The organism is Streptomyces sp. LaBMicrA B280 (assembly GCF_049222185.1).
In the GTDB taxonomy this organism is placed as follows: Bacteria; Actinomycetota; Actinomycetes; order Streptomycetales; family Streptomycetaceae; genus Streptomyces; species Streptomyces murinus.
This window is the reverse complement of record NZ_JBMJCT010000006.1, coordinates 72,725-98,071: the sequence shown is the minus strand read 5'-3', so window position 1 is coordinate 98,071 and position 25,347 is coordinate 72,725. Positions and strand designations below refer to the sequence as shown.

The 25,347-nt window shown below is 70.8% G+C and carries 20 protein-coding genes and 3 pseudogenes; 6 read left to right on the top strand and 17 right to left on the bottom strand.

What is annotated here, in order from left to right:
- Window positions 1-19: 19 nt before the first annotated feature.
- From ACLF5H_RS06020 to ACLF5H_RS06010, 3 genes are all read right to left on the bottom strand, one after another.
- Window positions 20-760: a nucleotidyltransferase gene (locus tag ACLF5H_RS06020; RefSeq protein WP_421675013.1), complete on the bottom strand. Its 741-nt coding sequence runs from the start codon at window positions 758-760 to the stop codon at window positions 20-22.
- A 114-nt stretch (window positions 761-874) separates the two neighbouring features.
- Window positions 875-1,195 carry a hypothetical protein gene (locus ACLF5H_RS06015; RefSeq protein WP_421675012.1) on the bottom strand — a complete coding sequence of 107 codons (321 nt, stop codon included), beginning with the start codon at window positions 1,193-1,195 and terminating at the stop codon, window positions 875-877.
- 103 nt (window positions 1,196-1,298) lie between these two features.
- Complete coding sequence (locus ACLF5H_RS06010; RefSeq protein ID WP_421675011.1) at window positions 1,299-2,270, bottom strand: heme o synthase; 972 nt, start codon at window positions 2,268-2,270, stop codon at window positions 1,299-1,301.
- Between the two features lie 423 nt (window positions 2,271-2,693).
- Between ACLF5H_RS06010 and tkt the strand changes: the two genes are divergently transcribed.
- From tkt to pgl, 5 genes are read left to right on the top strand one after another with little or no spacing between them, the layout of a single operon-like run.
- A complete protein-coding gene (tkt, locus tag ACLF5H_RS06005) occupies window positions 2,694-4,781 on the top strand; it encodes a transketolase (protein ID WP_421675010.1) in 2,088 nt (695 codons plus the stop codon).
- Window positions 4,782-4,814: 33 nt separating this feature from the next.
- Complete coding sequence (gene tal / locus ACLF5H_RS06000) at window positions 4,815-5,933, top strand: transaldolase (RefSeq protein WP_421675009.1); 1,119 nt, start codon at window positions 4,815-4,817, stop codon at window positions 5,931-5,933.
- A 1-nt stretch (window position 5,934) separates the two neighbouring features.
- Window positions 5,935-7,473, top strand: coding sequence for a glucose-6-phosphate dehydrogenase (gene zwf, locus ACLF5H_RS05995; protein WP_421675008.1), 1,539 nt, complete (start codon window positions 5,935-5,937; stop codon window positions 7,471-7,473).
- Window positions 7,470-8,585: a glucose-6-phosphate dehydrogenase assembly protein OpcA gene (gene opcA, locus ACLF5H_RS05990; protein ID WP_421675007.1), complete on the top strand. Its 1,116-nt coding sequence runs from the start codon at window positions 7,470-7,472 to the stop codon at window positions 8,583-8,585. The genes zwf and opcA overlap by 4 nt, the downstream gene beginning before the upstream one ends.
- Window positions 8,582-9,364, top strand: a complete 783-nt coding sequence (gene pgl, locus ACLF5H_RS05985) for a 6-phosphogluconolactonase (protein ID WP_421675006.1) — start codon at window positions 8,582-8,584, stop codon at window positions 9,362-9,364. The genes opcA and pgl overlap by 4 nt, the downstream gene beginning before the upstream one ends.
- A 79-nt stretch (window positions 9,365-9,443) precedes the next feature.
- Here pgl and ACLF5H_RS05980 read toward each other — a convergent pair whose 3' ends face one another.
- The 13 genes and pseudogenes from ACLF5H_RS05980 to uvrC form a co-directional block, all read right to left on the bottom strand.
- Window positions 9,444-10,223, bottom strand: a complete 780-nt coding sequence (locus tag ACLF5H_RS05980) for a hypothetical protein (protein ID WP_421675005.1) — start codon at window positions 10,221-10,223, stop codon at window positions 9,444-9,446.
- Window positions 10,224-10,331: 108 nt separating this feature from the next.
- Window positions 10,332-11,984: a glucose-6-phosphate isomerase gene (gene pgi, locus ACLF5H_RS05975; RefSeq protein WP_421675004.1), complete on the bottom strand. Its 1,653-nt coding sequence runs from the start codon at window positions 11,982-11,984 to the stop codon at window positions 10,332-10,334.
- A 52-nt stretch (window positions 11,985-12,036) separates the two neighbouring features.
- The gene (locus tag ACLF5H_RS05970) at window positions 12,037-13,305 is read right to left on the bottom strand and encodes an MFS transporter (RefSeq protein WP_421675003.1); all 1,269 of its coding nucleotides are present in this window, start codon (window positions 13,303-13,305) and stop codon (window positions 12,037-12,039) included.
- A 124-nt stretch (window positions 13,306-13,429) separates the two neighbouring features.
- Window positions 13,430-13,765 (bottom strand): RNA polymerase-binding protein RbpA, encoded by a 336-nt coding sequence (locus tag ACLF5H_RS05965; RefSeq protein WP_003957010.1) that lies wholly within the window; start codon window positions 13,763-13,765, stop codon window positions 13,430-13,432.
- Between the two features lie 210 nt (window positions 13,766-13,975).
- On the bottom strand, window positions 13,976-14,212 hold the full coding sequence (gene secG / locus ACLF5H_RS05960) for a preprotein translocase subunit SecG (RefSeq protein WP_078967713.1): 237 nt from the start codon (window positions 14,210-14,212) through the stop codon (window positions 13,976-13,978).
- A 119-nt stretch (window positions 14,213-14,331) separates the two neighbouring features.
- A complete protein-coding gene (tpiA, locus tag ACLF5H_RS05955; RefSeq protein WP_421675002.1) occupies window positions 14,332-15,108 on the bottom strand; it encodes a triose-phosphate isomerase in 777 nt (258 codons plus the stop codon).
- A gap of 6 nt (window positions 15,109-15,114) precedes the next feature.
- On the bottom strand, window positions 15,115-16,326 hold the full coding sequence (locus ACLF5H_RS05950; RefSeq protein ID WP_421675001.1) for a phosphoglycerate kinase: 1,212 nt from the start codon (window positions 16,324-16,326) through the stop codon (window positions 15,115-15,117).
- A gap of 145 nt (window positions 16,327-16,471) precedes the next feature.
- The gene (gap, locus tag ACLF5H_RS05945) at window positions 16,472-17,479 is read right to left on the bottom strand and encodes a type I glyceraldehyde-3-phosphate dehydrogenase (RefSeq protein WP_037662715.1); all 1,008 of its coding nucleotides are present in this window, start codon (window positions 17,477-17,479) and stop codon (window positions 16,472-16,474) included.
- 399 nt (window positions 17,480-17,878) lie between these two features.
- Entirely contained in the window at window positions 17,879-18,868 is a 990-nt protein-coding gene (whiA, locus tag ACLF5H_RS05940; RefSeq protein ID WP_358795072.1) for a DNA-binding protein WhiA, read from the bottom strand.
- Window positions 18,859-19,931 (bottom strand): annotated as a pseudogene (locus ACLF5H_RS05935) (gluconeogenesis factor YvcK family protein). Before ACLF5H_RS05935 ends, whiA begins: the two are co-directional and overlap by 10 nt.
- Window positions 19,928-20,956, bottom strand: a complete 1,029-nt coding sequence (rapZ, locus tag ACLF5H_RS05930; RefSeq protein ID WP_421675000.1) for an RNase adapter RapZ — start codon at window positions 20,954-20,956, stop codon at window positions 19,928-19,930. Before rapZ ends, ACLF5H_RS05935 begins: the two are co-directional and overlap by 4 nt.
- Window positions 20,953-21,558, bottom strand: a pseudogene (locus ACLF5H_RS05925) (helix-hairpin-helix domain-containing protein); the annotation flags it as partial. The pseudogene ACLF5H_RS05925 and the gene rapZ, both read right to left, overlap by 4 nt.
- A 416-nt stretch (window positions 21,559-21,974) precedes the next feature.
- A pseudogene (gene uvrC / locus ACLF5H_RS05920) lies at window positions 21,975-23,402 on the bottom strand (excinuclease ABC subunit UvrC); the annotation flags it as partial.
- A gap of 348 nt (window positions 23,403-23,750) precedes the next feature.
- Between uvrC and ACLF5H_RS05915 the strand changes: the two are divergent.
- Window positions 23,751-24,701, top strand: a complete 951-nt coding sequence (locus ACLF5H_RS05915) for a hypothetical protein (RefSeq protein ID WP_421674999.1) — start codon at window positions 23,751-23,753, stop codon at window positions 24,699-24,701.
- A gap of 80 nt (window positions 24,702-24,781) precedes the next feature.
- Here ACLF5H_RS05915 and ACLF5H_RS05910 read toward each other — a convergent pair whose 3' ends face one another.
- The gene (locus tag ACLF5H_RS05910) at window positions 24,782-25,207 is read right to left on the bottom strand and encodes a Rieske (2Fe-2S) protein (protein ID WP_421674998.1); all 426 of its coding nucleotides are present in this window, start codon (window positions 25,205-25,207) and stop codon (window positions 24,782-24,784) included.
- Window positions 25,208-25,347 lie beyond the last annotated feature (140 nt).

Here is a 25,347-nt window from a genome sequence, read left to right as displayed (position 1 = left end):
CCCCCTGCGGGCGCCTCGCTCACCCGTGCCCGGCGACCAGCGCGTCGATCGCCGGGCCCAGGTAGGCCCGGGTCAGCGCGGCGCGCCGGGTGAGCCAGGCGTCGTCACCCACCGGAGCCGGGTCCTCGTACCGCCTGCGGGTGATGTCCTCGACGACCTCGCCGGGCGCGCCGAGGTCCGGCAGCTCGGCCAGGGCCTCCCGCTTGGAGATCAGCCGTCCCTCGCGCAGGGTCACGGTGGCCCGGGCGAAGGTCAGCAGCCCGAGGTCGACCCAGACGTCCTGGCGCCACAGCCGGGCCTTGTCCACGGCGGGCCGCCAGAAGTCCCGCTGGTCCGCCACGACGAACGCGCGCAGGTTTTGATCCGGAACCGGCGGTAAGAGGCGCGCCGGTGTCTCCCCGTGCAGCACCCGGCCGAAGGCGTGCAGCTCGCGCCGGGTGACGGGGGTGACCGGGCGGCGCAGCACATGGCCGTGCGCCCAGGTGAGATGCGCCCGGCCCGGATCGTCGAGATCGGCCGGGGCGAGATAGCTGCAGTGCAGCTTCGCGGCGAGCGGCTCCCGGCGCAGCCGCCAATGCAGGGACACGACCTTTCGGGCGGTCTGCAGGCCCGGCGGCGCCGGAAGCACCGCGATCAGATCGAGATCGCTGCGGCCCTCCTGGTAGTCACCGCCGGCGAGCGAGCCGTGCGCCCAGACGGCACGGGGGCGCAACGGTGTGAGGGCATCGAGAAAACATCCGATCAGGGCTTCCGTCCGCATGCCGCTCAGTGTGGCGCCTGCCCCGGGCGCGCGGGGCGGTATTCGGCATACGGTTCCGAGGCATACGGCCCCGCCGCGCGGGCGCGCGCCGCGGCGCTCCCGTGACCGGGGGGATCAGCCTCCGAGCTGGATCCCCGCCATCCGCTTCCACTCGTACGGCCCGGTCGTCACCTTCGCCGCGAACTCCCCGTCAAACGCCTCGTGCCGGGTGATCCCGGCCTTCGCCACCGCCTGCTCGGCGATCGCGTAGGAGGGGGCCACCACATCGCCCCAGCCGCCGTCCTCACCGACGAGCACGATCCGCGCCCCGCGCTCCCCGATGTACGCCACCTGCCCCTCCGCACCGCCGTGGGCCTTGGAGAAGGCGCTGATCCTCTGGGCGAGCCGGGCCACCGTGCGCTCCGCCTTCGCGTCAACCTGCTGCGTGTCTGCCATGCCTGGATGCTACCGACGAGTAGATCAAACGGCGACGGGAGGGGTGCGTGGCCTTGACCACGCGCCCCTCCCGTCGAGAACGCCTGCGGAAGAAGAAGGTGCGTCAGCGCAGGAACGGGTCCACGGCGACGGCGACGAAGAGGATCGACACATAGGTGATCGACCAGTGGAACAGCCGCATCTCCTTGAGCTTCGCGCCGGTGACCTCGGCCTTCGCCCGGTTCTGGAGCCCGTGCGCCTCCCACAGCCAGAAGCCGCCGGCCGCGAGGGCCACCACCGTGTAGAACCAGCCCGTGTACCCCAGCGGGGTGAGCAGCAGCGAGACGACGACCATCACCCAGCTGTAGACGACGATCTGCCGGGCCACGACCTTGTTGGAGGCGACCACCGGGAGCATCGGCACACCGGCGCGCGCGTAGTCGTCCTTGACCTTCATGGACAGCGGCCAGTAGTGCGGCGGCGTCCAGAAGAACATCACCAGGAAGAGGATGATCGGCGCCCAGGACATCGAGTCCGTGACCGCGGACCAGCCGATCAGCACCGGCAGACAGCCCGCGATGCCGCCCCACACGATGTTCTGCGCGGTGCGGCGCTTGAGGATCATCGTGTAGACGACGACATAGAAGAGCAGCGCGCCGAGCGAAAGCCAGGCGCTCAGCCAGTTGACGGTCAGCCCGAAGAGCAGCGTGGAGACGACCCCGAGGGCGATGCCGAAGGCCAGGCACTCGCGCGGGCTGACCATGCCGGTCACCAGCGGCCGCTGCGCGGTGCGGTCCATGACGGCGTCGATGTCGCGGTCGATGTACATGTTGAGCGCGTTGGCGCCGCCCGCGGAGAGATAACCGCCGAGGCAGGTCAACAGCACCAGCTTCAGATCGGGCACGCCCTGCTGGGCCAGGAACATCACCGGCACGGTGGTGATGAGCAGCAGCTCGATGATCCGCGGCTTGGTCAGCGCCACGAATGCCTTGGCACGGGCCCCGAACGGCCGGTGGGCCGGGCTCGGGCTCGTACCACCGAGCACGGCAGCTGGACGGGATTCGACGGCCGTCACGCACACCCCTGACAGAGACATCCCAGCGAGCCTCCCCCGGATGAGGTTTTCATGAAGGGCTCGCGCGTACCACGCCACTTTAGACGTTGCCCATACCCCGGCCTTCGCGGGGGTGGGGTCGTGTTGGCGGTCACACGGACGGGCCCCCGCGGGGCGTCCCCGGTACCTCTCGGAACACCGCTCGCCGAAGATCGCAGAAGAGGGCCCCCACCACTCTTTTGAGCGGTCAGATGAGCGCCTCTTTATTCATGTGCCAAATGCCGTCTCGCCCAGTCGGGAGGCGGATCCCGTCGATGCCCGGCAGTCTGGAATCACCCGCGAAAACGCACGTCCTTACGAGGGTAGGCTCGACAACGTCCGGCGGGCAGAAGCACGCCGGGCGGCCGGGTGGGCACGTGCCCCGAAGACCGGCGACCGACATGTGGAGAGGAGCCCTGACCCAGGGTGAGCACCAAGCCGACCACCACAGACCTTGAGTGGACCGACCTGGACCAGCGGGCCGTGGACACCGCCCGAGTCCTGGCCGCCGACGCCGTACAGAAGGTCGGCAACGGCCATCCCGGTACGGCGATGAGCCTGGCCCCCGCCGCCTACACCCTCTTCCAGAAGGTGATGCGGCACGACCCGGCCGACCCGGAGTGGGTGGGGCGCGACCGCTTCGTGCTGTCCGCCGGCCACTCCTCCCTGACCCTCTACACCCAGCTCTACCTGGCCGGCTTCGGCCTGGAGCTGGCGGACCTGGAGTCCTTCCGCACCTGGGGCTCCAAGACCCCGGGTCACCCGGAGTACGGACACACCAAGGGCGTCGAGACCACCACGGGCCCGCTGGGCCAGGGTGTGGCCAACGCGGTGGGCATGGCGATGGCCGCCCGCTACGAGCGCGGTCTGTTCGACCCGGAGGCCGCCCAGGGCGAGTCGCCGTTCGACCACTTCATCTACTGCATCGCCGGTGACGGCTGCCTCCAGGAGGGCATCTCCGCCGAGGCGTCCTCGCTGGCCGGCCACCAGAAGCTCGGCAATCTGATCCTGCTGTGGGACGACAACCACATCTCGATCGAGGGCGACACCGAGACGGCCGTCTCCGAGGACACCGCCGAGCGCTACGAGGCGTACGGCTGGCATGTGCAGCGCGTGCAGCCGAAGGCGGACGGCGACCTGGACCCGGCGGCGATCTTCGCCGCGATCCAGGCGGCCAAGCAGGTCACCGACCGGCCCTCCTTCATCGCGATGCGCTCGATCATCGCCTGGCCGGCCCCGAACGCGCAGAACACCGAGGCCGCGCACGGCTCGGCGCTCGGCGCGGACGAGGTCGCGGCCACCAAGCGCGTCCTCGGCTTCGACCCGGAGCAGTCCTTCGCCGTCGAGGACGACGTGATCACGCACACCCGCAAGGCCCTGGAGCGCGGCGCCCGCGCGAAGGCCGAGTGGGAGAAGGCCCTCCAGGTGTGGCGGGACGACAACCCCGAGCGCGCCGCCGAGTTCGACCGCATCGCGGCGGGCGAGCTGCCCACCGGCTGGGAGGAGAAGATCCCGGTCTTCGAGCCCGGCAAGTCGGTCGCCACCCGTGCCGCCTCCGGCAAGGTGCTCCAGGCGCTCGGCCCGGTGATCCCCGAGCTGTGGGGCGGCTCAGCCGACCTCGCCGGCTCGAACAACACCACGATCGACAAGTCCAGCTCCTTCCTGCCCGAGGGCAACCCGCTGCCGGAGGCCGACCCGTACGGCCGTACGATCCACTTCGGCATCCGCGAGCACTCCATGGGCGCCGAGCTGAACGGCATCACGCTGCACGGCAACACCCGTGTCTACGGCGGCACCTTCCTCGTCTTCTCCGACTACATGCGCAACGCCGTGCGCCTGTCGGCCCTGATGCACCTGCCGGTGACGTTCGTGTGGACGCACGACTCCATCGGCCTGGGCGAGGACGGCCCCACCCACCAGCCGGTCGAGCACCTGGCCTCGCTGCGCGCCATCCCGGGCCTGAACATCATCCGCCCGGCCGACGCCAACGAGACCGCGATCGCCTGGCGCGAGGTCCTCAAGCGCTACACCAAGGAGTTCGGCAAGGGCCAGCCGCACGGCTTCGCGCTGACCCGCCAGGGCGTGCCGACGTACGAGCCGAACGAGGACGCCGCGAAGGGCGGTTACGTCCTGTTCGAGGCCGAGGGCGGCGAGCCGGAGGTCATCCTGATCGCCACCGGTTCCGAGGTGCACGTGGCCGTCGAGGCGCGTGAGCGGCTCCAGGCCGACGGCGTTCCGACGCGCGTCGTGTCCATGCCCTCGGTCGAGTGGTTCGAGCAGCAGGACCAGGGGTACCGGGACTCCGTGCTGCCGCCGTCCGTGAAGGCCCGTGTCTCTGTGGAGGCGGGCATCGGGCTGACGTGGCACAAGTACGTCGGGGACGCCGGCCGCATCGTCTCCCTGGAGCACTTCGGTGCGTCCGCCGACGGCAAGGTGCTCTTCCAGGAGTTCGGCTTCACCGCCGAGAACGTGGCCGCGAAGGCCCGGGAATCCATCGCCGCCGCCCAGCGCTGACGCTCATATACGACACGTAGGAGATGTAATTCCATGACAGACGCACTCAAGCGCCTCTCCGACGAAGGCGTCGCGATCTGGCTGGACGACCTGTCGCGCAAGCGGATCACGTCCGGCAACCTCGCCGAGCTGATCGACCAGCAGCACGTCGTGGGCGTCACCACGAACCCGACGATCTTCCAGAAGGCGATCTCGGGGGGCGACGGATACGACCTCCAGGTCTCCGACCTCGCCGCCCGCAAGGTCACCGTCGAAGAGGCCATCCGCATGATCACCACGGCGGACGTCCGCGACGCCGCCGACATCCTGCGCCCGGTCTTCGACGCCACGGACGGCCAGGACGGCCGGGTCTCCATCGAGGTGGACCCCCGCCTCGCGCACAACACCAAGGCGACCGTCGCCGAGGCCAAGCAGCTGGCCTGGCTGGTGGACCGCCCCAACACCCTGATCAAGATCCCGGCCACCCAGGGCGGTCTGCCGGCGATCACCGAGGTCATCGGCCTGGGCATCAGCGTCAACGTCACGCTGATCTTCTCCCTGGAGCGCTACCGCCTGGTCATGGACGCCTACCTCTCCGGTCTGGAGAAGGCCAAGGAGCGCGGCCTGGACCTGTCGAAGATCCACTCGGTGGCGTCCTTCTTCGTGTCCCGGGTGGACACCGAGATCGACCGCCGTATCGACGAGATGGGCACCGACGAGGCCAAGGCGCTGCGCGGCAAGGCCGGTGTGGCCAACGCGCGCCTCGCCTACCAGGCGTACGAGGAGGTCTTCTCCTCCGACCGCTGGAACGCGCTGGAGAACGCGGGCGCCAACAAGCAGCGTCCGCTGTGGGCCTCCACCGGTGTGAAGGACCCGGCGTACAAGGACACCATGTACGTCGAGGAACTGGTCGCGCCGAACACGGTCAACACCATGCCGGAGGCCACCCTGGAGGCCACCGACGACCACGGCGAGATCCGCGGCGACGCGATCACCGGCACCTACGCCGGGGCCCGCGCCGACCTGGACGCGCTGGAGAAGATCGGCATCTCGTACGACGAGGTCGTACAGGTGCTGGAGGACGAGGGCGTCGAGAAGTTCGAGACGTCCTGGAACGACCTGCTGAAGTCCACCCAGGCGGAGCTCGAGCGCCTCGCCCCTTCGGAGGGCTGACTTGTCACCCGTTTCGGGATCCGGAGCGAACCCGCTCCGTGACCCGGCCGACCGACGGCTCCCGCGTATCGCGGGGCCGTCGGGTCTGGTCATCTTCGGGGTCACGGGCGACCTGTCGCGCAAGAAGCTGATGCCCGCGGTGTACGACCTCGCCAACCGGGGTCTGCTGCCGCCGGGCTTCTCGCTGGTGGGCTTCGCCCGCCGCGAGTGGGCCAACGAGGACTTCGCGCAGGAGGTCCACGACGCCGTCAAGGCGCACGCCCGTACGCCGTTCCGCGAGGAGGTCTGGCAGCAGCTCATCCAGGGGATGCGCTTCGTGCAGGGCACCTTCGACGACGACGAGGCGTTCGAGCGGCTGCGCTCCACCATCGAGGAGCTGGACAAGGCGCAGGGCACGGGCGGCAACTTCGCCTTCTACCTGTCGGTGCCGCCGCGCTCCTTCCCGGTGGTCATCCAGCAGCTGAAGAAGCACGGACTCGCCGACCAGTCCGGCGGTTCCTGGCGGCGCGCGGTCATCGAGAAGCCGTTCGGACACGATCTGAAGTCGGCCGAGGAACTGAACGCCATCGTGCACGAGGTGTTCGCCCCGGACCAGGTCTTCCGGATCGACCACTATCTCGGCAAGGAGACCGTCCAGAACATCCTGGCGCTGCGCTTCGCCAACACGATGTTCGAGCCGATCTGGAACCGCTCCTTCGTGGACCATGTCCAGATCACCATGGCCGAGGACATCGGCATCGGCGGCCGGGCCGGCTACTACGACGGCATCGGCGCCGCCCGTGACGTCATCCAGAACCACCTGCTCCAGCTGCTCGCGCTGACCGCGATGGAGGAGCCCGCCTCCTTCGACGCGCAGGCGCTGGCCGCGGAGAAGACCAAGGTGCTCGGCGCCGTACGGCTGCCGAAGGACCTGGGCAAGGGCACCGTGCGCGGACAGTACGCGGCGGGCTGGCAGGGCGGCGAGAAGGTCATCGGCTACCTCGAAGAGGAGGGCATCGACCCGAAGTCGAAGACCGACACGTACGCGGCGATCAAGGTGGGCATCGACAACCGCCGCTGGGCGGGCGTCCCCTTCTATCTGCGCACCGGCAAGCGGCTCGGCCGCCGGGTGACGGAGATCGCCGTCGTCTTCCAGCGGGCCCCGCACTCCCCCTTCGACCACACGGCGACGGAGGAGCTGGGCCAGAACGCGATCGTGATCCGCGTCCAGCCGGACGAGGGCATCACGGTCCGCTTCGGCTCCAAGGTGCCGGGCACCTCGATGGAGATCCGGGACGTGTCCATGGACTTCGCCTACGGCGAGTCGTTCACGGAGTCCAGCCCGGAGGCGTACGAGCGGCTCATCCTGGACGTGCTGCTCGGCGACGCCAACCTCTTCCCGCGCACGGAGGAGGTCGAGCTGTCCTGGAAGATCCTCGACCCGATCGAGCAGTACTGGGACAGGCACGGCAGGCCCGCGCAGTACCCCTCGGGCACCTGGGGCCCCGCCGAGGCGGACGAGATGCTGGCACGAGACGGACGGAGCTGGCGCAGGCCATGAAGATAGACCTGACCGACACCACCGCCGGCGAGATCAACAAGGCGCTCGTGCAGGGGCGTCGGGCCATCGGCACCCCCGCCGTCGGCATGGTCCTGACCCTCGTCATCGTCACCGACGAGGAGAACGCGTACGACGCCCTGAAGGCCGCCAGCGACGCCTCGCGCGAGCACCCCTCGCGCACGCTGGTGGTCATCAAGCGGATCTCCCGCAGCCCGCGCGACCGCACCACCTCGCGCCTCGACGCCGAGGTGCGGGTGGGCGCGGAGGCGGGCACCGGCGAGACGGTCATCCTGCGGCTGTACGGCGAGGTGTCCCAGCACGCCGACTCGGTCGTGCTGCCGCTGCTGCTGCCGGACGCCCCGGTCGTCGTGTGGTGGCCGGTGAACGCCCCGCTGGACCCGGCGAAGGACCCGCTGGGCGCGCTGGCCCAGCGCCGGGTCACCGACACCTACGCCGCCGAGGAGCCGGTGCGGGAACTCGCGGCCCGCGCCGACGCCTACACCCCCGGCGACACCGATCTGTCCTGGACCCGGATCACGCCCTGGCGTTCGATGCTGGCGGCCGCCCTGGACCAGGTCGACTGCCGGGTGCAGGCGGTCGAGGTGGAGGGCGAGGCGTTCAACCCGAGCTGCGAGCTGCTGGCGATGTGGCTCGCGGACCGGCTGGACGTACCGGTCCGGCGCTCTCCGTCCGCGGGGCCCGGTCTGACCGGCGTCCGCATGGACACCACCTGCGGCCCGATCACCCTGGACCGCGCGGACGGCTCGCTGGCCACCCTGTCCATCAAGGGGCAGCCGGCCCGCGCGGTGGCGCTCAAGCGGCGCGACACCGCCGAGCTGATCGCGGAGGAGCTGCGCCGGCTGGACCCGGACGACACCTACGCGTCGGCGCTGCGGTACGGGGTGGACCGGTTGGACACGGTTCCGGAGCAGGAGGCTTCGGCTTCGACCCCGGATTCGGGTTCGGCTTCGGGTTCGGGTTCGACCCGGGCCTCGGCTTCCTCGGACGGGACGAAGCCGGCCTCCGCCGAGGCGGCCAAGGCGCCCGCGAAGAAGACGACGTCGTCCCGGGCCGCGAAGAAGGCACCCTCCAGGAAGGCGTCGGCGAAGTGAGCACCCCTCAGCTGGTCGTCCACCGCGACAAGGAACTGATGGCCCAGGCCGCCGCGGCCCGCCTGATCACGAAGATCGTGGACGCGCAGGCCTCCCGGGGCACCGCGTCCGTGGTCCTCACCGGCGGCCGCAACGGCAACGGTCTGCTGGCCGCGCTGGCCGGGGCACCGGCCCGGGACGCGGTGGACTGGACCCGGCTCGATCTCTGGTGGGGCGACGAGCGCTATCTGCCCGAGGGCGACCCGGAGCGCAATGTCACCCAGGCACGCGCGGCCCTGCTGGACTCCGTCCCGCTGGACCCGGCGCGCGTGCACGCCATGCCCGCCTCCGACGGGCCGTACGGCACGGACGTCGAGGCGGCGGCCGAGGCGTACGCGGCGGAGCTGGCGAAGGCGGCCGGGCCGGAGAACCACGGCTCGGTGCCCACCTTCGACGTGCTGATGCTGGGCGTCGGCCCGGACACCCATGTGGCCTCGCTCTTCCCGGAGCTGCCGGCCGTACGGGAGACCGAGCGCACGGTGGTGGGCGTGCACGGCGCGCCCAAGCCGCCGCCGACCCGGATCTCGCTCACCCTGCCCGCGATCCGCTCGGCCCGTGAGGTCTGGCTGCTCGCGGCGGGCGAGGACAAGGCGGAGGCGGCGGCCATCGCCCTGTCCGGCGCGGGTGAGATCCAGGCCCCGGCGGCGGGCGCCCGCGGCCGGAGCCGCACCCTGTGGCTGCTGGACTCGGCGGCGGCCTCCCAGCTGCCGCGCTCGCTGTATCCACCGGCGTCCCCGTGACGTCGGTGTGACGTCGGTTGACGGGTAGGCGGAGGAGACGGCGGGGGCCGATGTTCCCCGCCGTCTCCCGTTTCGGGGCTCAGCGGCCGTACGCGTACCGGGAGTCGTACGGTGTCCCGCCGAGGTGCAGCGCCGGATGGTCCGCCAGCCGTATGCCGAACCGCCGCCTCAGGACGGCCAGTTCGTACAGCGCGATACCGGTGACCGTCAGCGGAGCGCCGAGGATGAAGACGATGCCGAGGGTGAGCCCGAGGCCGTGCAGATCGCCGGTGAACAGGTCGGGCAGGGCCATCAGCCAGGTGGTGACGATGGCGAGCAGCGGCGGCAGACCGCGGTGCACGGCGGCCGTGCCGAAGAAGTTCCCGGTGACACGCAGGGCCCCGGCGCCGACGAACCAGATCAGCCACAGCGTCAGCAGGCCCACCGGGAGGACCAGCAGACCCATGTCCGTCCGGCCGCTGTTCTGGAGCAGAAACAGGGTCAGGACGGCCGCGGCCACGAAGGTGAGCAGCAGTCCCAGAGCCCGCAGCAGCGGCGGGCGCAGGGTGCGCAGGCTCCCGCCGCGCCGCCAGATCCAGAGCATCACCCCGGCCGTCAGCGGGGCGATCACCAGCAGGACCCCACAGGCGACCAGCAGGTTCTCCAGCATCTCCGCGACGGCGAAACCACCCTCCACGAAGGTGTAGACGCCGACGGCGGCGACCGTGCCCGCGGCCACCCGGATCCGCTTGAGCCGCTCGACGCCCGGATCGAGCGGTTCCGGTATCCAGGCGGGATGGAACACCGCCCAGGCCGCGTGATGGGCCTTCAGATAGTTGCGCCCGCCCTGGGCGCCCGGCGCCCGGTTCCCCCGTGCCACTGCACACTCCCCCGAGTAGCGTCTTTCATGATCATCGGAGTGTACGGGACACCGGTCGGCGGACCGCCCGATGCCCCGCGCTCCCCGCGCTTGTCAGCCGCGGCCGTCTCAGCCGCGGCCGCGCAGCTCCCGGTACGTGGCGACCAGCGCCTTCGTCGAGGCGTCGAGGCCGGGCACCTCCGCGCCCTCGGTGAGGGCGGGTTCGACGCGCTTGGCGAGGACCTTGCCCAGCTCCACGCCCCACTGGTCGAAGGAGTCGATGTCCCACACGGCGCCCTGGACGAACACCTTGTGCTCGTACAGCGCGATCAACTGGCCCAGCACGGACGGGGTCAGCTTCCTCGCCAGGACGGTGGTCGTGGGCCGGTTGCCCTGGAAGGTCTTGTGCGGCACCAGCTCCTCGGGCACGCCCTCCGCACGGACCTCCTCGGCGCTCTTGCCGAAGGCCAGCGCCTGGGTCTGGGCGAAGAAGTTGGCCATCAACAGATCATGCTGCGCCTTCAGTTCACCGCTCAGCTCGGCCACCGGCTCGGCGAAGCCGATGAAGTCGGCCGGGATCAGCTTGGTGCCCTGGTGGATCAACTGGTAGTACGCGTGCTGCCCGTTGGTGCCCGGCGTACCCCACACGACCGGCCCGGTCCCCCAGTCGACCTGCTTGCCGTCCCGCGCCACGTACTTGCCGTTGGACTCCATGTCCAGCTGCTGGAGGTACGCGGTGAACCTGGACAGATAGTGGCTGTACGGCAGTACGGCGTGCGACTGGGCGTCGTGGAAGTTGCCGTACCAGATGCCCAGCAGGCCCAGCAGCAGCGGGGCGTTGGCCTCGGCGGGCGCGGTGCGGAAATGCTCGTCCATCAGCCGGAAGCCGTCCAGCATCTCCCGGAACCGGTCCGGGCCGATGGCGATCATCAGGGAGAGGCCGATCGCGGAGTCGTACGAGTAGCGGCCGCCGACCCAGTCCCAGAACTCGAACATGTTGTCCGGGTCGATACCGAACGCGGTGACCTTCTCCGCGTTGGTGGACAGCGCCACGAAATGCCTGGCCACCGCGGCGTCGTCACCGAGCGCGGCCAGCAGCCAGGTGCGCGCGGAGGTGGCGTTGGTGATCGTCTCGATGGTGGTGAAGGTCTTGGAGGCGATGATGAACAGCGTCTCGGCCGGGTCCAGGTCGCGGGTGGCCTCGTGCAGGTCGGCCCCGTCCACGTTCGACACGAAACGGACCGTCAGATCACGGTCCGCGAAGCTGCGAAGCACCTCGTACGCCATCGCGGGCCCGAGGTCGGAGCCGCCGATACCGATGTTGACGACATTGCGGATCCGCTTGCCCGTGTGCCCGGTCCAGGCACCGGAGCGCACCCGCTCCGCGAAGTCGGTCATCTTGTCGAGGACGGCGTGCACCTTCGGCACCACGTTCTCGCCGTCGACCTCGATCACCGCGTCCCGGGGCGCGCGCAGCGCGGTGTGCAGCACCGCCCGGTCCTCGGTGACGTTGATCTTCTCGCCGCGGAACATGGCGTCCCGCAGCCCGAACACGTCCGTCGCCGCGGCCAGCTCGCGCAGCAGCCGCAGCGTCTCGCCGGTGACCAGGTGCTTGCTGTAGTCGATGTAGAGATCACCGGCCCGCAGCGTGTACCCGGTGCCGCGCTCGGGGTCGGCGGCGAACAGATCCCTCAGATGGGTGTCGGCCAGCTCCTCCCGGTGCCCCGCGAGAGCGGTCCACTCGGGCGTCTGGTCGAGCCTGGTACGGCCGTCTGCGTTCATTTCCGACTTCCGCCTTCTTTCGTGCCTGTCCCAGCTGTTCCAACCTAATTGATCACCCGGGGACACGAGCCGTCGTGGCGCCGTCCCCCGGCGCGGCGACGGGTGCGTCCGGCCGGGCGGCCGGTATCAGGGCGAGGACGGAGAGGACGAAGAAGGCGGCCGCGAGCAGGGCCGGTGTGCCCCGGCCCCAGGCGGTGGCCGCGGCCCCGCCGAGCAGGGCGCCCAGCGGGGCCCCGGCGACGCCCAGGGTGCGGAAGGCGGAGCTGATCCGGCCGAGGGCGCCGGCCGGACTGCGCTGCTGCATCAGGGTGGTGCTGTTGACGTTCCACAGCATCCCCATGAACCCGAAGGCCGCCATGGCCGCCATCAGGGCGGTCAGGCTGGGCACGGAGCCCATGACGACGAGCGTCGCGGTCTGTGCCGTACCGGCGAGCAGGACGGTGCGCACCGGGCCGAGCGCGGCCGTGAGCCGCCGGTTCGCCGCGCCTCCGGCCAGGCCGCCGACGGCGTACGCGGTGGTGGCCGCCGCATAACCGGCGGTGCCCGCGTGCAGCCAGCCGGTCACGAGGACGACCAGGGTGGCGATCAGGGCGCCCATTCCGATGTTGCACAGCGCCGTGGCGGCACACAGTCCGCGCAGCGGCCGGTCCTGCCACAGGGTGCGCACTCCGGTGGCGATCTCCCGGCGCAGGGTGCTGCCCGCCGGCCTCGAGGCCCGCTCGGGCGCACCGGTGCGCAGGGAGGCGACCAGCGCGGCGGCCAGCAGGAAGGTGCCCGCGTCGGCCAGGAAGGGCGCGGCGGCCCCCGCGGCGAGCAGCACCGGCACGACGGGCGCCCCGAACAGCCCGCCCGCGATCATCTGCCCGGTCATCAGCCGGGCGTTGGCGCTACCCAGGGCCTCGGGACCGACCAAGGCGGGCAGCAGGGCGGTGGAGGCGTTGTCGAAGAGGGTCTGGAGCGTGGTCAGGGTGAAGGCCAGCGCGACGAGCAGCGCGATCGAGGCGTGTCCGAGGGCGACGGCCACCGCGAAGGCGGCGACCAGCACTCCTCGTACCGTGTCCACGGTCCACATGGCGCGCCGCTGGTCGACCCGGTCGGCGATCGCCCCGCCGCACAACCCGAAGAGGATCCAGGGCAGATAGCCGCAGGCGGACACGGTGGCGATGAGCAGGGGCCGGTCGGTCAGCGAGGCGGCGAGCAGCGGCAGGGCGGCGGTGCGCAGCGCGTCACCGAAGCGGGACAGCACGGCGGCACTCCACAGCCGCCCGAAACCCCCGCGCCACGCGGGCGCCCGCATCTCCCCCGCCGCCACCGTCGTCACAACTCCCCCTCGCGGTCGTCGCCTTCACGAGAACCGTAGAGGGTGCCACTGACAATCGATCGGGAGCGAGCGGCGGATACGGCTCCGGCCGGGCACCCGAGGGTGCCCGGCCGGGCCTCAACGTCTAGATCTCACCGCGCAGTTTGGCGAGTGCCTCGGCGAGGATCGCCTCGCCGTCCGCGTCGCTGCGCCGCTCCCGTACATACGCGAGGTGCGTCTTGTACGGCTCGGTGCGCGGCGGGTCCGGCGGGTTGTCCCGGTCCTGGCCGGCCGGAAAGCCACAGCGCGGGCAGTCCCAGGTGTCGGGGACCTGTGCGTCGCTGGCGAAGCTCGGCTGGGTCTCGTGCCCGTTGGAGCACCAGAAGGAGATGCGCAGCCGCGGTGCGGACTCGCCGCGCTCGGCCTCGCCCATCGGCCCCGCCCCGACCCGGCTTCCTCGGATCGCGTTGCCACTTGCCACGGTCGTAACTCCCTGCGTGATGGTGCCGCGAAGCGAGTCGGCGTACCGCTTCGCTGCGAGCGCCTCAGTCTACGTAAGGCCCAACGCGCGTCCAGTGGTGGGAGTTACCGCCCCCGCACGCAGACGCAAGCCCCATGATAGGCCGCGCTCGGGAGCGCGTACCGAACATGGGGCTCAACGTACGGAATGAGTGTGCCTGGAAGGCCGGGATCAGCTGTTCGTCTTCATCAGGATGCCGAGGACCACGATGCACGCGATCCACAGCACGCCGATCACGACGGTGATCCGGTCGAGGTTGCGCTCGGCGACCGAGGAGCCGCCGACGGAGGACTGCATGCCGCCACCGAACATGTCGGAGAGGCCGCCGCCCTTTCCCTTGTGCATCAGCACCAGCAGCATCAGCAGCAGGCTGAAGACGATCAGGGCGATCGAGAACCCCAAAACCACGGCTGGACCAACTTCCTCGGATTCGGATGGACGACGGGGGCACAGCACCTGGGCCGTGCCCCCGCAAGAGTACGACGTATCGCGGCTACCGCCTACTCATGGCCTGCGTAGCCGACCCGTCACTGATCGCGAAAGCGCACGATCTTGACGAACTCGTCGGTGTCCAGCGAGGCGCCCCCGACCAGGGCGCCGTCGATGTCGGCCTTGGCCATGATCTCGGCGACATTGCCCGACTTCACGGAGCCGCCGTACTGGATGCGGACCTGGTCGGCCACCTCCTGGGAGTACAGCTCGGCGATCTTGGCGCGGATGGCGGCGCAGACCTCCTGGGCGTCGTCGGCGCCGCAGACCTTGCCGGTGCCGATGGCCCACACGGGCTCGTAGGCGATCACGATCGTCTCGGCCTGCTCGGCCGGGAGGTCCTTGAGGCCGCCCTCGACCTGGGCGAGGGTGTGGGCGACGTGGTTGCCCGCCTCGCGGACGTCCAGTTCCTCGCCGACGCACAGGATCGGGGTCAGGCCGTGCTTGTAGGCGGACTTGACCTTGGCGTTGACGATCTCGTCGGTCTCGGCGTGGTACTGGCGGCGCTCGGAGTGGCCGATGACCACATAGGCGCACTTCAGCTTGGACAGCATCGGGCCGGAGATCTCGCCGGTGTAGGCACCGGAGTCGTACTGCGAGATGTCCTGGGCGCCGTACTTGATCTTGAGCTTGTCGCCGTCGACCAGCGTCTGTACGGAGCGCAGGTCGGTGAAGGGCGGCAGGACGGCGACCTCGACGGCCTCGTAGTCCTTGTCGGCCAGGGCGAAGGCGAGCTTCTGGACGTGAGCGATGGCCTCGAGGTGGTTGAGGTTCATCTTCCAGTTGCCCGCCATCAGCGGCGTGCGGGTGGTCATACGGGGTCAGTCCTCCAGTGCGGCGAGACCGGGAAGCGTCTTGCCCTCGAGGTATTCGAGGGAGGCGCCGCCACCGGTCGAGATGTGGCCGAATGCGTTCTCGTCGAAGCCGAGCGTGCGCACGGCCGCGGCGGAGTCACCGCCGCCGACGACGGTGAAACCGTTCGAGTCTACGAGCGCCTGGGCGACCGCCTTGGTGCCCTCGGCGTAGTCCGGGTGCTCGAAGACGCCCATGGGGCCGTTCCAGAACACGGTCTGGGCGTCGGCGAGCTTCGAGGCGTACAGCTCCCGGGTCCTCGGGCCGATGTCCAGGCCCTCCTGGTCGGCGGGGATCTTGTCCGCGTCGACGGTGTTGTACTGGCTCGGCGCCTTGGTCTTCAGGTCCGGGAACTCCCGGGAGACCAGGACGTCGACGGGGAGCAGCAGTTCCACGCCGAGCTTCTCGGCGCGCTCCATGTACTCGATGACGGCCGGGATCTGGTCCTCCTGGAGGAGGGAGATGCCGACCTCGTAGCCCTTGGCCTTGAGGAAGGTGTAGGCCATGCCGCCGCCGATGAGCAGCCGGTCGGCCTTGCCGAGCAGCTGGTCGATGACGGCGAGCTTGTCGGAGACCTTGGCACCGCCGAGCGCGACGACGTAGGGGCGCTTGACGTCCTCGGTGAGCTTCTTCAGGACGCCGACCTCGGTGGCGATGAGGTAGCCGGCGTAGTGCGGCAGCCGGGCCGGGAGGTCGTAGACGGAGGCGTGCTTACGGTGCACGGCGCCGAAGCCGTCGCCGACGTACACATCGGCGAGGGCGGCCAACTGGTCCGCGAACTCGCCGCGCTCGGCGTCGTCCTTGGCGGTCTCGCCGGGGTTGAAACGCAGGTTCTCGATGACGGCGACCTGGCCGGGCTGAAGGCCGTCGACGGCGTCGTGGGCGGCGGGGCCGACCGTGTCCTGGGCGAAGGCGACCGGGGCGCCCAGCAGTTCACCGAGGCGCTCGGCTGCGGGCAGCAGCGAGAAGGCGGGGTCCGGGGCGCCCTTGGGGCGGCCCAGGTGCGAGGCGACGATCACCTTGGCGCCCGCGTCGGCGAGCGCCTTGACGGTGGGCAGCACGGCGCGGATGCGGCCGTCGTCGGTGATCGTCCCGTCGGCCAGCGGCACATTGAGGTCGGCGCGGACGAAGACCCGCTTGCCGCTTACGCCGTCGGCGAGAAGTTCGTCGATCGTCTTCATTGAGTGGACTCCTGAGGAGGGCTCGTGGTGCACCTTGATCGTATGAGGACGTGGTCCGTGCGCGAGACAGGGCCCGGTCAGCGCGACGGTGCGCTGGCCGAGCCCTGCTCTCATGTCACGGTCGTACTGCTGCGGTCTTCGGCGATCAGAGCTGGTTGCCGACGAAGGCCGTGAGGTCCACGAGACGGTTGGAGTAGCCCCACTCGTTGTCGTACCAGCCGATGACCTTCACGTTCTTGCCCTCCTGGACCATGGTCAGGGAGGAGTCGAAGGTGCAGGACGCCGGGGCGTTGACGATGTCCGAGGAGACGATCGGGTCCTCGGTGTAGTCGAGGAGGCCCTTCAGCTCGCCCTCGGCGGCCTTCTGGAAGGCGGCGTTGACCTCTTCCTTGGTGACCTCGCGGCTGAGTTCGACCACGAGGTCGGTGACCGAGCCGGTCGGGACCGGGACGCGCATGGCCAGGCCGTCCAGCTTGCCCTTGAGCTGCGGCAGGACCAGGGCGGTGGCCTTGGCGGCACCGGTGGTGGTCGGGATGATGTTCTCGGCGGCGGCGCGGGCGCGGCGCAGGTCCTTGTGCGGGAAGTCCAGGATGCGCTGGTCGTTGGTGTACGCGTGCACCGTGGTCATCAGACCCTTGACGATGCCGAAGTTCTCGTCCAGGACCTTCGCCATCGGGGCCACACAGTTGGTGGTGCAGGAGGCGTTCGAGATGACGTGGTGGTTGGCCGCGTCGTACTTGTCCTGGTTGACGCCCATCACGATGGTGATGTCCTCGTCCTTGGCCGGAGCCGAGATGAGGACCTTCTTGGCGCCGCCGGCCAGGTGCTTGGCGGCGTCCTCGCGCTTGGTGAAGATGCCGGTCGACTCGATGACGATGTCGACGCCCAGCTCACCCCAGGGGATGTCGGCCGGGTTGCGCTCGGACAGCACCTTGATGGTGTGGCCGTCGACGGTGATCGTGTCGGCGGTGTGGGACACCTCCTGCTTGAGGCGACCCAGAATCGTGTCGTACTTGAGCAGGTGGGCCGTGGTGGCCGTGTCACCCAGGTCGTTGACAGCCACAACCTCGATGTCCGCACCCTGCTCCAGCAGTGCGCGGAAGTAGTTACGACCGATGCGGCCGAAGCCGTTGATGCCTACGCGGATCGTCACGAACCGATCTCCTCGTGGTACGCCGGCATGCGAGCCGGCGAGCTCTGTTTGGGATGTCCCCGACCACCACCGACCCTACCTCTCCGCGACCCCCTCGGTGACATCGAGATGACGCATACATGGGCAGGCCTTCCGTACCTGGCAGTAGAGGTACGGACCGTCTCGGATCGGCAGTTGATTCACCCGTTTTTGCTATCGAATGTCGCCCCTTGTTGACGTCAGTGTCACTCGTTCGTGAGCGGGTCGGCTCACCTGTTGACTACCCCGATTCCGCACCGTTGATGGGGGCTCCGCTCACCTGTGGTATGAGCACTCCGGTTCACCGGACGCGGACAGACGAAAGCCGGTGCCGAACCCCCTCGGACGGGGGACGGCACCGGCGTGTCGGAGTGGGTCGGGTCAGCCGACCAGGTTGTCCGCCAGTTCGTCCGACAGATTGGCCTCCGTGCTCGGGATGCCCAGATCCGAGGCGCGCTTGTCGGCCATGGCCAGCAGTCGGCGGATCCGGCCCGCGACCGCGTCCTTCGTCAGCGGCGGGTCGGCGAGCGCGCCCAGCTCCTCCAGCGAGGCCTGCTTGTGCTCCATGCGCAGCCGTCCGGCGGCCGCGAGGTGCTCGGGCACCTCCTCGCCGAGGATCTCCAGCGCCCGCTGCACCCGCGCCCCCGCGGCCACCGCCGCGCGGGCCGAACGCCGCAGGTTCGCGTCGTCGAAGTTGGCGAGCCGGTTGGCCGTGGCTCGCACCTCGCGGCGCATCCGGCGCTCCTCCCAGGCCAGCACCGACTCGTGCGCGCCGAGCCGCGTCAACAGCGCGCCGATCGCATCACCGTCCCGGACGACCACGCGGTCCACCCCGCGCACCTCCCGGGCCTTGGCCGCGATCGACAGCCGGCGGGCGGCGCCGACCAGCGCCAGCGCGGCCTCCGGACCCGGGCAGGTCACCTCCAGGGAGGAGGAGCGACCGGGCTCGGTCAGCGAGCCGTGCGCGAGGAACGCCCCGCGCCAGGCCGCCTCCGCGTCACAGGTGGCCCCCGAGACCACCTGCGGGGGCAGCCCGCGGATCGGCCGGCCGCGGCCGTCGACCAGGCCGGTCTGCCGGGCGAGCTGATCCCCGCCCGCGACGACCCGGACGACATAGCGCGAGCCGCGGCGCAGTCCGCCGGGCGCCATCACGATCAGCTCCGAGCTGTGGCCGAAGATCTCCAGGATGTCCCGCTTGAGGCGGCGGGCCGCCATCGCCGTGTCCAGCTCCGCCTCGATCACGATGCGCCCGCTCACCAGGTGCAGGCCGCCGGCGAACCGCAGAATGGCGGAGACCTCCGCCTTCCTGCAGCAGGTCCGGGTGACGGGGAGCCGGGAGATCTCGTCCTTCACCGCTGCCGTCATCGCCATGGGCCGATCCTTCCATGCATCCGAAAAATACGGTCGTACGCGGCGGCCAACAGCTCCGGGTCGTGCCGGGGTGTTCCGTCGGTCCGGGCCACCGGGGCCAGCTCGACCGCGGCTCCCAGCCGCTTGGCGGCTTCGGTGAGCGAGTCGCGGTCGGGCACGGCGGCCTCGTCGGCCAGCACCACGTCCAGGGCGAGTTTAGGGGCGTGTCGCCCCAAAACCTCCAAATGACGCTGCGGTGAGAAGCCCTCGGTTTCCCCCGGCTGCGGAACGAGGTTCAGGGACAGGACCTTACGGGCCTTGGTCTCGGTCAGCGCGTCCAGCAGCTCGGGCACCAGCAGATGCGGGATCACCGAGGAGAACCAGGACCCGGGGCCGAGCACCACCCAGTCCGCGTCCAGGACCGCCGCGAGGGCCTCCGGGACGGCCGGCGGGTCGTTCGGCACCAGGTGCACGGACTGCACCTCGCCGGGCGTCAGCGCCACGGTGGCCTGCCCGCGCACGGTGTCCACGTCCTCCGGGTGCTCCGGATCGTGCCCCTTGACCAGGGCCTGGAGCTCCAGCGGCACGGCGGACATGGGCAGCACCCGCCCGTGCGCGCCGAGCAGCTTGCCGACCAGGTCCAGCGCCTGGACGTGGTCACCGAGCTGCTCCCACAGGGCGACGATCAGCAGATTGCCCACCGCGTGGTCGTGCAGATCGCCCTGGGACTGGAAGCGGTGCTGGATGACGCGGGACCAGGTCTGGCCCCAGTCGTCGTCCCCGCACAGCGCGGCCAGCGCCTTGCGCAGATCGCCGGGCGGCAGCACGCCCAGCTCGTCGCGCAGCCGTCCGCTGGAGCCGCCGTCGTCGGCCACGGTGACGACGGCGGTGAGATCGCCGGTGATCCGGCGCAGCGCGGCCAGCGAGGCCGACAGGCCCATGCCGCCGCGCTCGTGTTCGGGCGGGTGTTCTTCCCGGAGTCGGATCCGCTGACCGGGACGCTGCTGTCCTCGCCCGAGCGGCCGGAGCGCGCCTCGGGCACCATCCGGCGCAGCCGGCCCAGCCGCGGTGTACGTTCCGTCATTCCCGTCCCATGTCCCGGTGTACGACCACCGTTTCCACACCCTCGGCCGCGAGGCGCGCGGCGAGTTTCTCCGACATCGCGACCGAGCGGTGCTTGCCCCCGGTACAGCCGATCGCGATGGTCACATAGCGCTTGCCCTCACGCCGGTAGCCGGCCGCGATCAGCCGCAGCAGCTCGGCGTAGCGGTCCAGGAACTCCTTGGCGCCGGGCTGGTTGAAGACATAGGCGGCGACCTCCTCGTTGAGGCCCGTGAAGGGGCGCAGTTCCGGGACCCAGTGCGGGTTGGGCAGGAACCGCATGTCCGCGACGAGGTCGGCGTCGACCGGGAGGCCGTACTTGAACCCGAAGGACATCACGGTGGCCCGCAGTTCGGGCTCCTCCTCGCCGGCGAACTGGGCGTCCATCTTGGCCCGCAGTTCGTGCACGTTGAGGCTGGAGGTGTCGATCACCAGGTCGGCGTCGCCGCGCAGTTCGCGCAGCAGCTCCCGCTCGGCGGCGATGCCGTCCACGATGCGGCCGTCGCCCTGGAGGGGGTGCGGGCGGCGCACCGACTCGAAACGGCGCACCAGGGCGTCGTCGGAGGACTCCAGGAAGACGATCCGCCGGGTGACGTGCTTGGCCTCCAGGTCCGCCAGGGACTCGCGCAGATTGTCGAAGAAGCGCCGGCCGCGGACGTCCACCACGACCGCGATCCGCGCCACGTTCCCCTGGGAGCGGGCACCCAGTTCGACCATGGTGGGGATGAGGGCGGGCGGCAGGTTGTCCACGACGAACCAGCCGAGGTCCTCCAGACACTTGGCGGCCGTCGAGCGGCCCGCTCCGGACATGCCGGAGATGATCACCAGCTCGGGGATCGCCGCCTCGGGGACCCCGGGTGCCTCGCCGCCCGTACTCACCTGTGCTCCGTTGTCGTCGCCCGTGTCCTGGCCGCTCTCCTGGCCGGTGGGCTGGGGGGCGGTCGCCCCGCCCGGGTCCGCGTGCGCCTGATCTCGGCGCTGGGTGGGCTGTGCGTCGTTCTCGCTCATGTCTCCTGCCCCCGTCGTTCGTCCGGGGGGCCCGCGGTCACGGGCTCCCCCGAGGAACCCGCCGTCGTCTCGGGTTCCTCGTCTTCCATGATCTCTCCGGTCGCCGTGTTCACGGCGGGTGCGGCCGGGGCCGCCTGGGCGAGGGCCGCGGCGATGGTCTCGGCCGTCTTGCGGCCTATCCCGGGCACTTCCTGGATCTGTTCGATTGTGGCGGACCGCAGCCGCTTCACCGAGCCGAAATGCTTGATGAGCGCCTGTTTCCTCGTCTCGCCGAGGCCGGGGACGTCGTCCAGGGGGCCGGCGCGGAAGCGCTTGGCGCGCTTGGTGCGCTGGTAGGTGATCGCGAACCGGTGCGCCTCGTCCCGGACGCGCTGGAGCAGATACAGGCCCTCGCTGGTGCGGGGCAGCACCACGGGGTCGTCCTCGCCGGGCAGCCAGACCTCCTCCAGCCGCTTGGCCAGGCCGCACACCGCGATGTCGTCGATCCCCAGTTCGTCCAGCGCCCGCCGGGCCGCCGCGACCTGCGGCTGACCGCCGTCGACCACGACCAGCTGGGGCGGGTAGGCGAACTTCCGGGGCCGGCCGTCGTCGTCCTTGAGAGAGCCGTTGAGGGGGGTGGCGAGGGGGTCGTCGAGAGGGTCGGGCGTGGTGGGGTGGGGGGCGGGCGGCGAGGCGGGTTCCGGGGTGGCGGGCGCGCGGGACGCCGTGTCGACGGGCGCGCCGAGCATCGTGTCGGCGAGGGGGTCGGGCACGGTGGCGGCGAGGGCCTGACCGTGTACACCCGGGACGGCGGGGAGTGTTCCGTGCCCGGCGACGCTCTTCCGATCTCCGGGGCGTCTTCCGGCGCGGTGCCGGCGTCGACGGGCGTGGCCCCGGCGCCGGTCGGCGCGGGCCTCTCGTCCGTGAGCGGGATCCCGGTGTTCGCGGGGGCGGCTCCCTCGCCCGCCAGGGTGACGCCGGCCTCGGCGGGCGCCGCCCCGTCATCCATGCGGACGGCCTCGCCGTCGGTGCCCGGTTCCTGGCCGTCGGCCCACTCCCCCGTCCGCTCCTTCTCCGCGAGGTACCGCTTGAAGCGGCGGGTGATCACCTCGTGCATGGAGCGGACGTCGTCCTGGCCCGCGAAGCCCTTGATCTGGAAGCGGCGGTACTCGCCCTTGCGCTGGAGGCCGTCCTCGAAGACGACCATGGAGGCGACCACGTCGTCCCCCTGGAGGTGCGAGATGTCGTAGCACTCGATGCGCAGCGGGGCGCTGTCCAGGTCGAGGGCGTCGGCGATCTCCTCCAGGGCGCGCGAACGGGTGGTGAGGTCGGAGGCGCGCTTGGTCTTGTGCAGGGCGAGCGTCTGCTGGGCGTTGCGCTGCACGGTCTCCATGAGCGCCTTCTTGTCGCCGCGCTGCGGGATGCGCAACGACACATTCGACCCGCGGCGGCCGGTCAGCCATTCCTGGACCGGCTCGACCGGCTCGGGCAGCGCCGGGACCAGCACCTCCTTGGGCACGGCGTCCCCGGTCTCCTCGCCGTACAGCTGCTGGAGGGCGTGCTCGACCAGGGCGCCGGTCGTGATCTCCTCGACCTTGTCGGTCACCCAGCCGCGCTGGCCGCGCACCCGGCCGCCGCGCACATGGAAGATCTGCACGGCCGCCTCCAGTTCGTCCTCGGCGATCGCGATGAGGTCGGCGTCGGTCGCGTCGGCGAGCACGACCGCGCTCTTCTCCATGGCCTTCTTCAGGGCTCCGATGTCGTCGCGCAGCCGGGCGGCACGCTCGTACTCCATGTCCTCGGCCGCCTCCGTCATCTGGTTCTCCAGACGGCGGAGGTAGGTGCCGGTGCGGCCGGCCATGAAGTCGCAGAACTCGTCGGCCAGGTCGCGGTGGTCCTCGGGGCTGATCCGGCCGACGCAGGGGGCGGAGCACTTGCCGATGTAGCCGAGCAGACAGGGGCGGCCGGTGCGGGCGGCGTTCTTGAACACGCCCGCCGAGCAGGTGCGGACCGGGAAGACCCGCAGCAGCAGGTCGACGGTGTCCCGGATGGCCCACGCGTGTCCGTACGGCCCGAAGTACCGCACGCCCTTCTTCTTGTGACCGCGCATCACCTGGACGCGCGGGAACTCCTCGTTCATCGTCACCGCGAGGTACGGGTAGCTCTTGTCGTCGCGGTACTTGACGTTGAAGCGGGGGTCGTACTCCTTGATCCAGGAGTACTCCAGCTGCAGCGCCTCGACCTCGGTGGACACCACGGTCCATTCCACGGACGCGGCGGTGGTCACCATCGTCCGGGTGCGCGGGTGCAGGTTCGCCAGGTCCTGGAAGTAGTTCGCCAGGCGTTGGCGCAGGCTTTTCGCCTTTCCGACGTAGATCACCCGGCGGTGCTCGTCACGGAACCTGTACACCCCGGGGGTGTCCGGGATCTCACCCGGCCTGGGGCGGTAGCTGGAGGGATCGGCCATGTCTCACACCCTACTGGCGAGCGCCGACACCGCGTCGGGCCTGTGGATAACCCCGGCCACGCGGCCCGTCCGGCGGGCCCCGCGCGGGACGCCTCAGGTCCCGCCCGCCGGCGCCGACGAGCCGCCGAGGGACACGGTCCGGCCAGTAGTACGGGGCGTACGACCCCAAGGTGTTGTCGGGTTCTGGTCAACACGCTTCAATGCGGGGGAACTCGGAGGGGCCGGCCCGCGCAGGAAGGGGCGCGGCGCGCGCAGCCACAGGTGTCCACGACGCCACGGGGGTGGCCCCGCACATCCGCGCAGACGGTCTGACCAGCCGTAGTGAAACCGACAGAAAGGCCCCACGGCATGCGGCATGCCCCAGAGCACGCGGACCTCCCCATCGGGGAACTGGACACGGCCCTGCGGGGCGGCCCCTTCCACGTGGCGCTGCGCGCCGCGATCGCCGCGCGCGGGCTGCCGCTCCAGCGCGTCCAGCACCATCTGTCGCGCCACGGCGTCAAAGTGGGTGTGACCAGCCTGAGTTACTGGCAGCAGGGCGCCCGCCGCCCCCAGCGCCCGGAGTCGCTGCGCGCCGTCCGCGCCCTGGAGGAGATCCTCCAGCTGCCGGACGAGTCCCTGACCCGGCTGCTCGCCGGGTCCGACCCGCGCGGGGAGGCCGACACCCTCGCGGGCCGCTCGTACCGCTCGCTGGTCGAGGCCGCGGGCGTGCTGGACCGGCTCAGGGCCGAGCTGGACCGGCCGGCCGACAGCGGGCTGCACACCCTGGGCCACCATGAGTGCGTCCGGATCGGCGCCGGGCGGGAGCTGGTGGCCCGCGAGGCCCATCACATCGTGCGCGCCCACCGCGACGGCGTCGACCGCTTCCTGGTCGTCCACCGGGGTGATCCCGGCTGCGCCCCGCACGAGACAAGGGTGCGGGCCCTGGAGAACTGCCGCACGGGCCGTGTCCGCCGGGATCAGGACGCCGGAGTGCTGGTGGCCGAGCTGCTCTTCGACACCCGGCTACGGGCCGGCGACACCTTCCTCTTCCGGTACGCCGTCGAGGACGGCACGGCCGAGGCCGCCCACGAGTATCTGCACCACTTCGACGCGCCCGGCGGTCAGTACGCGCTCCAGGTGCGCTTCGACGCGGCCGCGCTGCCCATGCGCTGCCGGCGTTTCACCCAGCACTCGCCGGAGGCCCCGCGCAGCGCCCGGCAGGAACTCACCGTCACCGGGCCGCACCACTGCGCCCATGTGGTCGAGCCGCGCATTCGGCCGGGCATCGTGGGCATCGCGTGGGACTGGCCCCGCTGAACCCGGGCCCGGCCCCGGTGGCGCAGGGCCGCGTCGCCCCTCGGCCGATCAGGCTCTGAGGCCGGGCGACGCAGGGGGAATCAGGCGGCCGGGCCGGCGACGATCCTGCCGTTCTGCGTCTTCACCGACAGCTCCGTCAGCGGCTCGGTGGCCGGTGACTGGACCACCTTGCCGGTCACGGCGTCGAACTCGCTGCCGTGGCAGGGGCAGATCAGGGTCGTGCCCTGGAGCTTGTTGATCGGGCAGCCTGCGTGCGTGCAGACCGTGCTGTACGCCTTCAGCGTGCCGCTCTTGTCCCGGCTGACCACCACATTGTGGTCCTTGTACAGCTTGGCCCCGCCCTTGGCGACGTCGCTCTCGGCGCCGAGGTCCACCGGCGCGGTCGGGGTGGCGGCCGATCCGCCGCCCCCCGGCCCGGAGCACGCGGCCAGGCCGAGCCCGGCGACCGGGACCACGGCGGCCCCTCGAAGGACGGTACGACGGCTCGCGGAAGGACGCGTAGGCATCTCGAACTCCACTGGTCAAGGGGTGTACACGGCGACGATACCGGGGCGGGAATCCGGCCCTGGGGCGGGGTGCGGTGCGCGACGGCAGCGGGACGACAGAGCGCGGGAAGGTGCGTCCCGTAGGGCGGGATCGAGCGCGT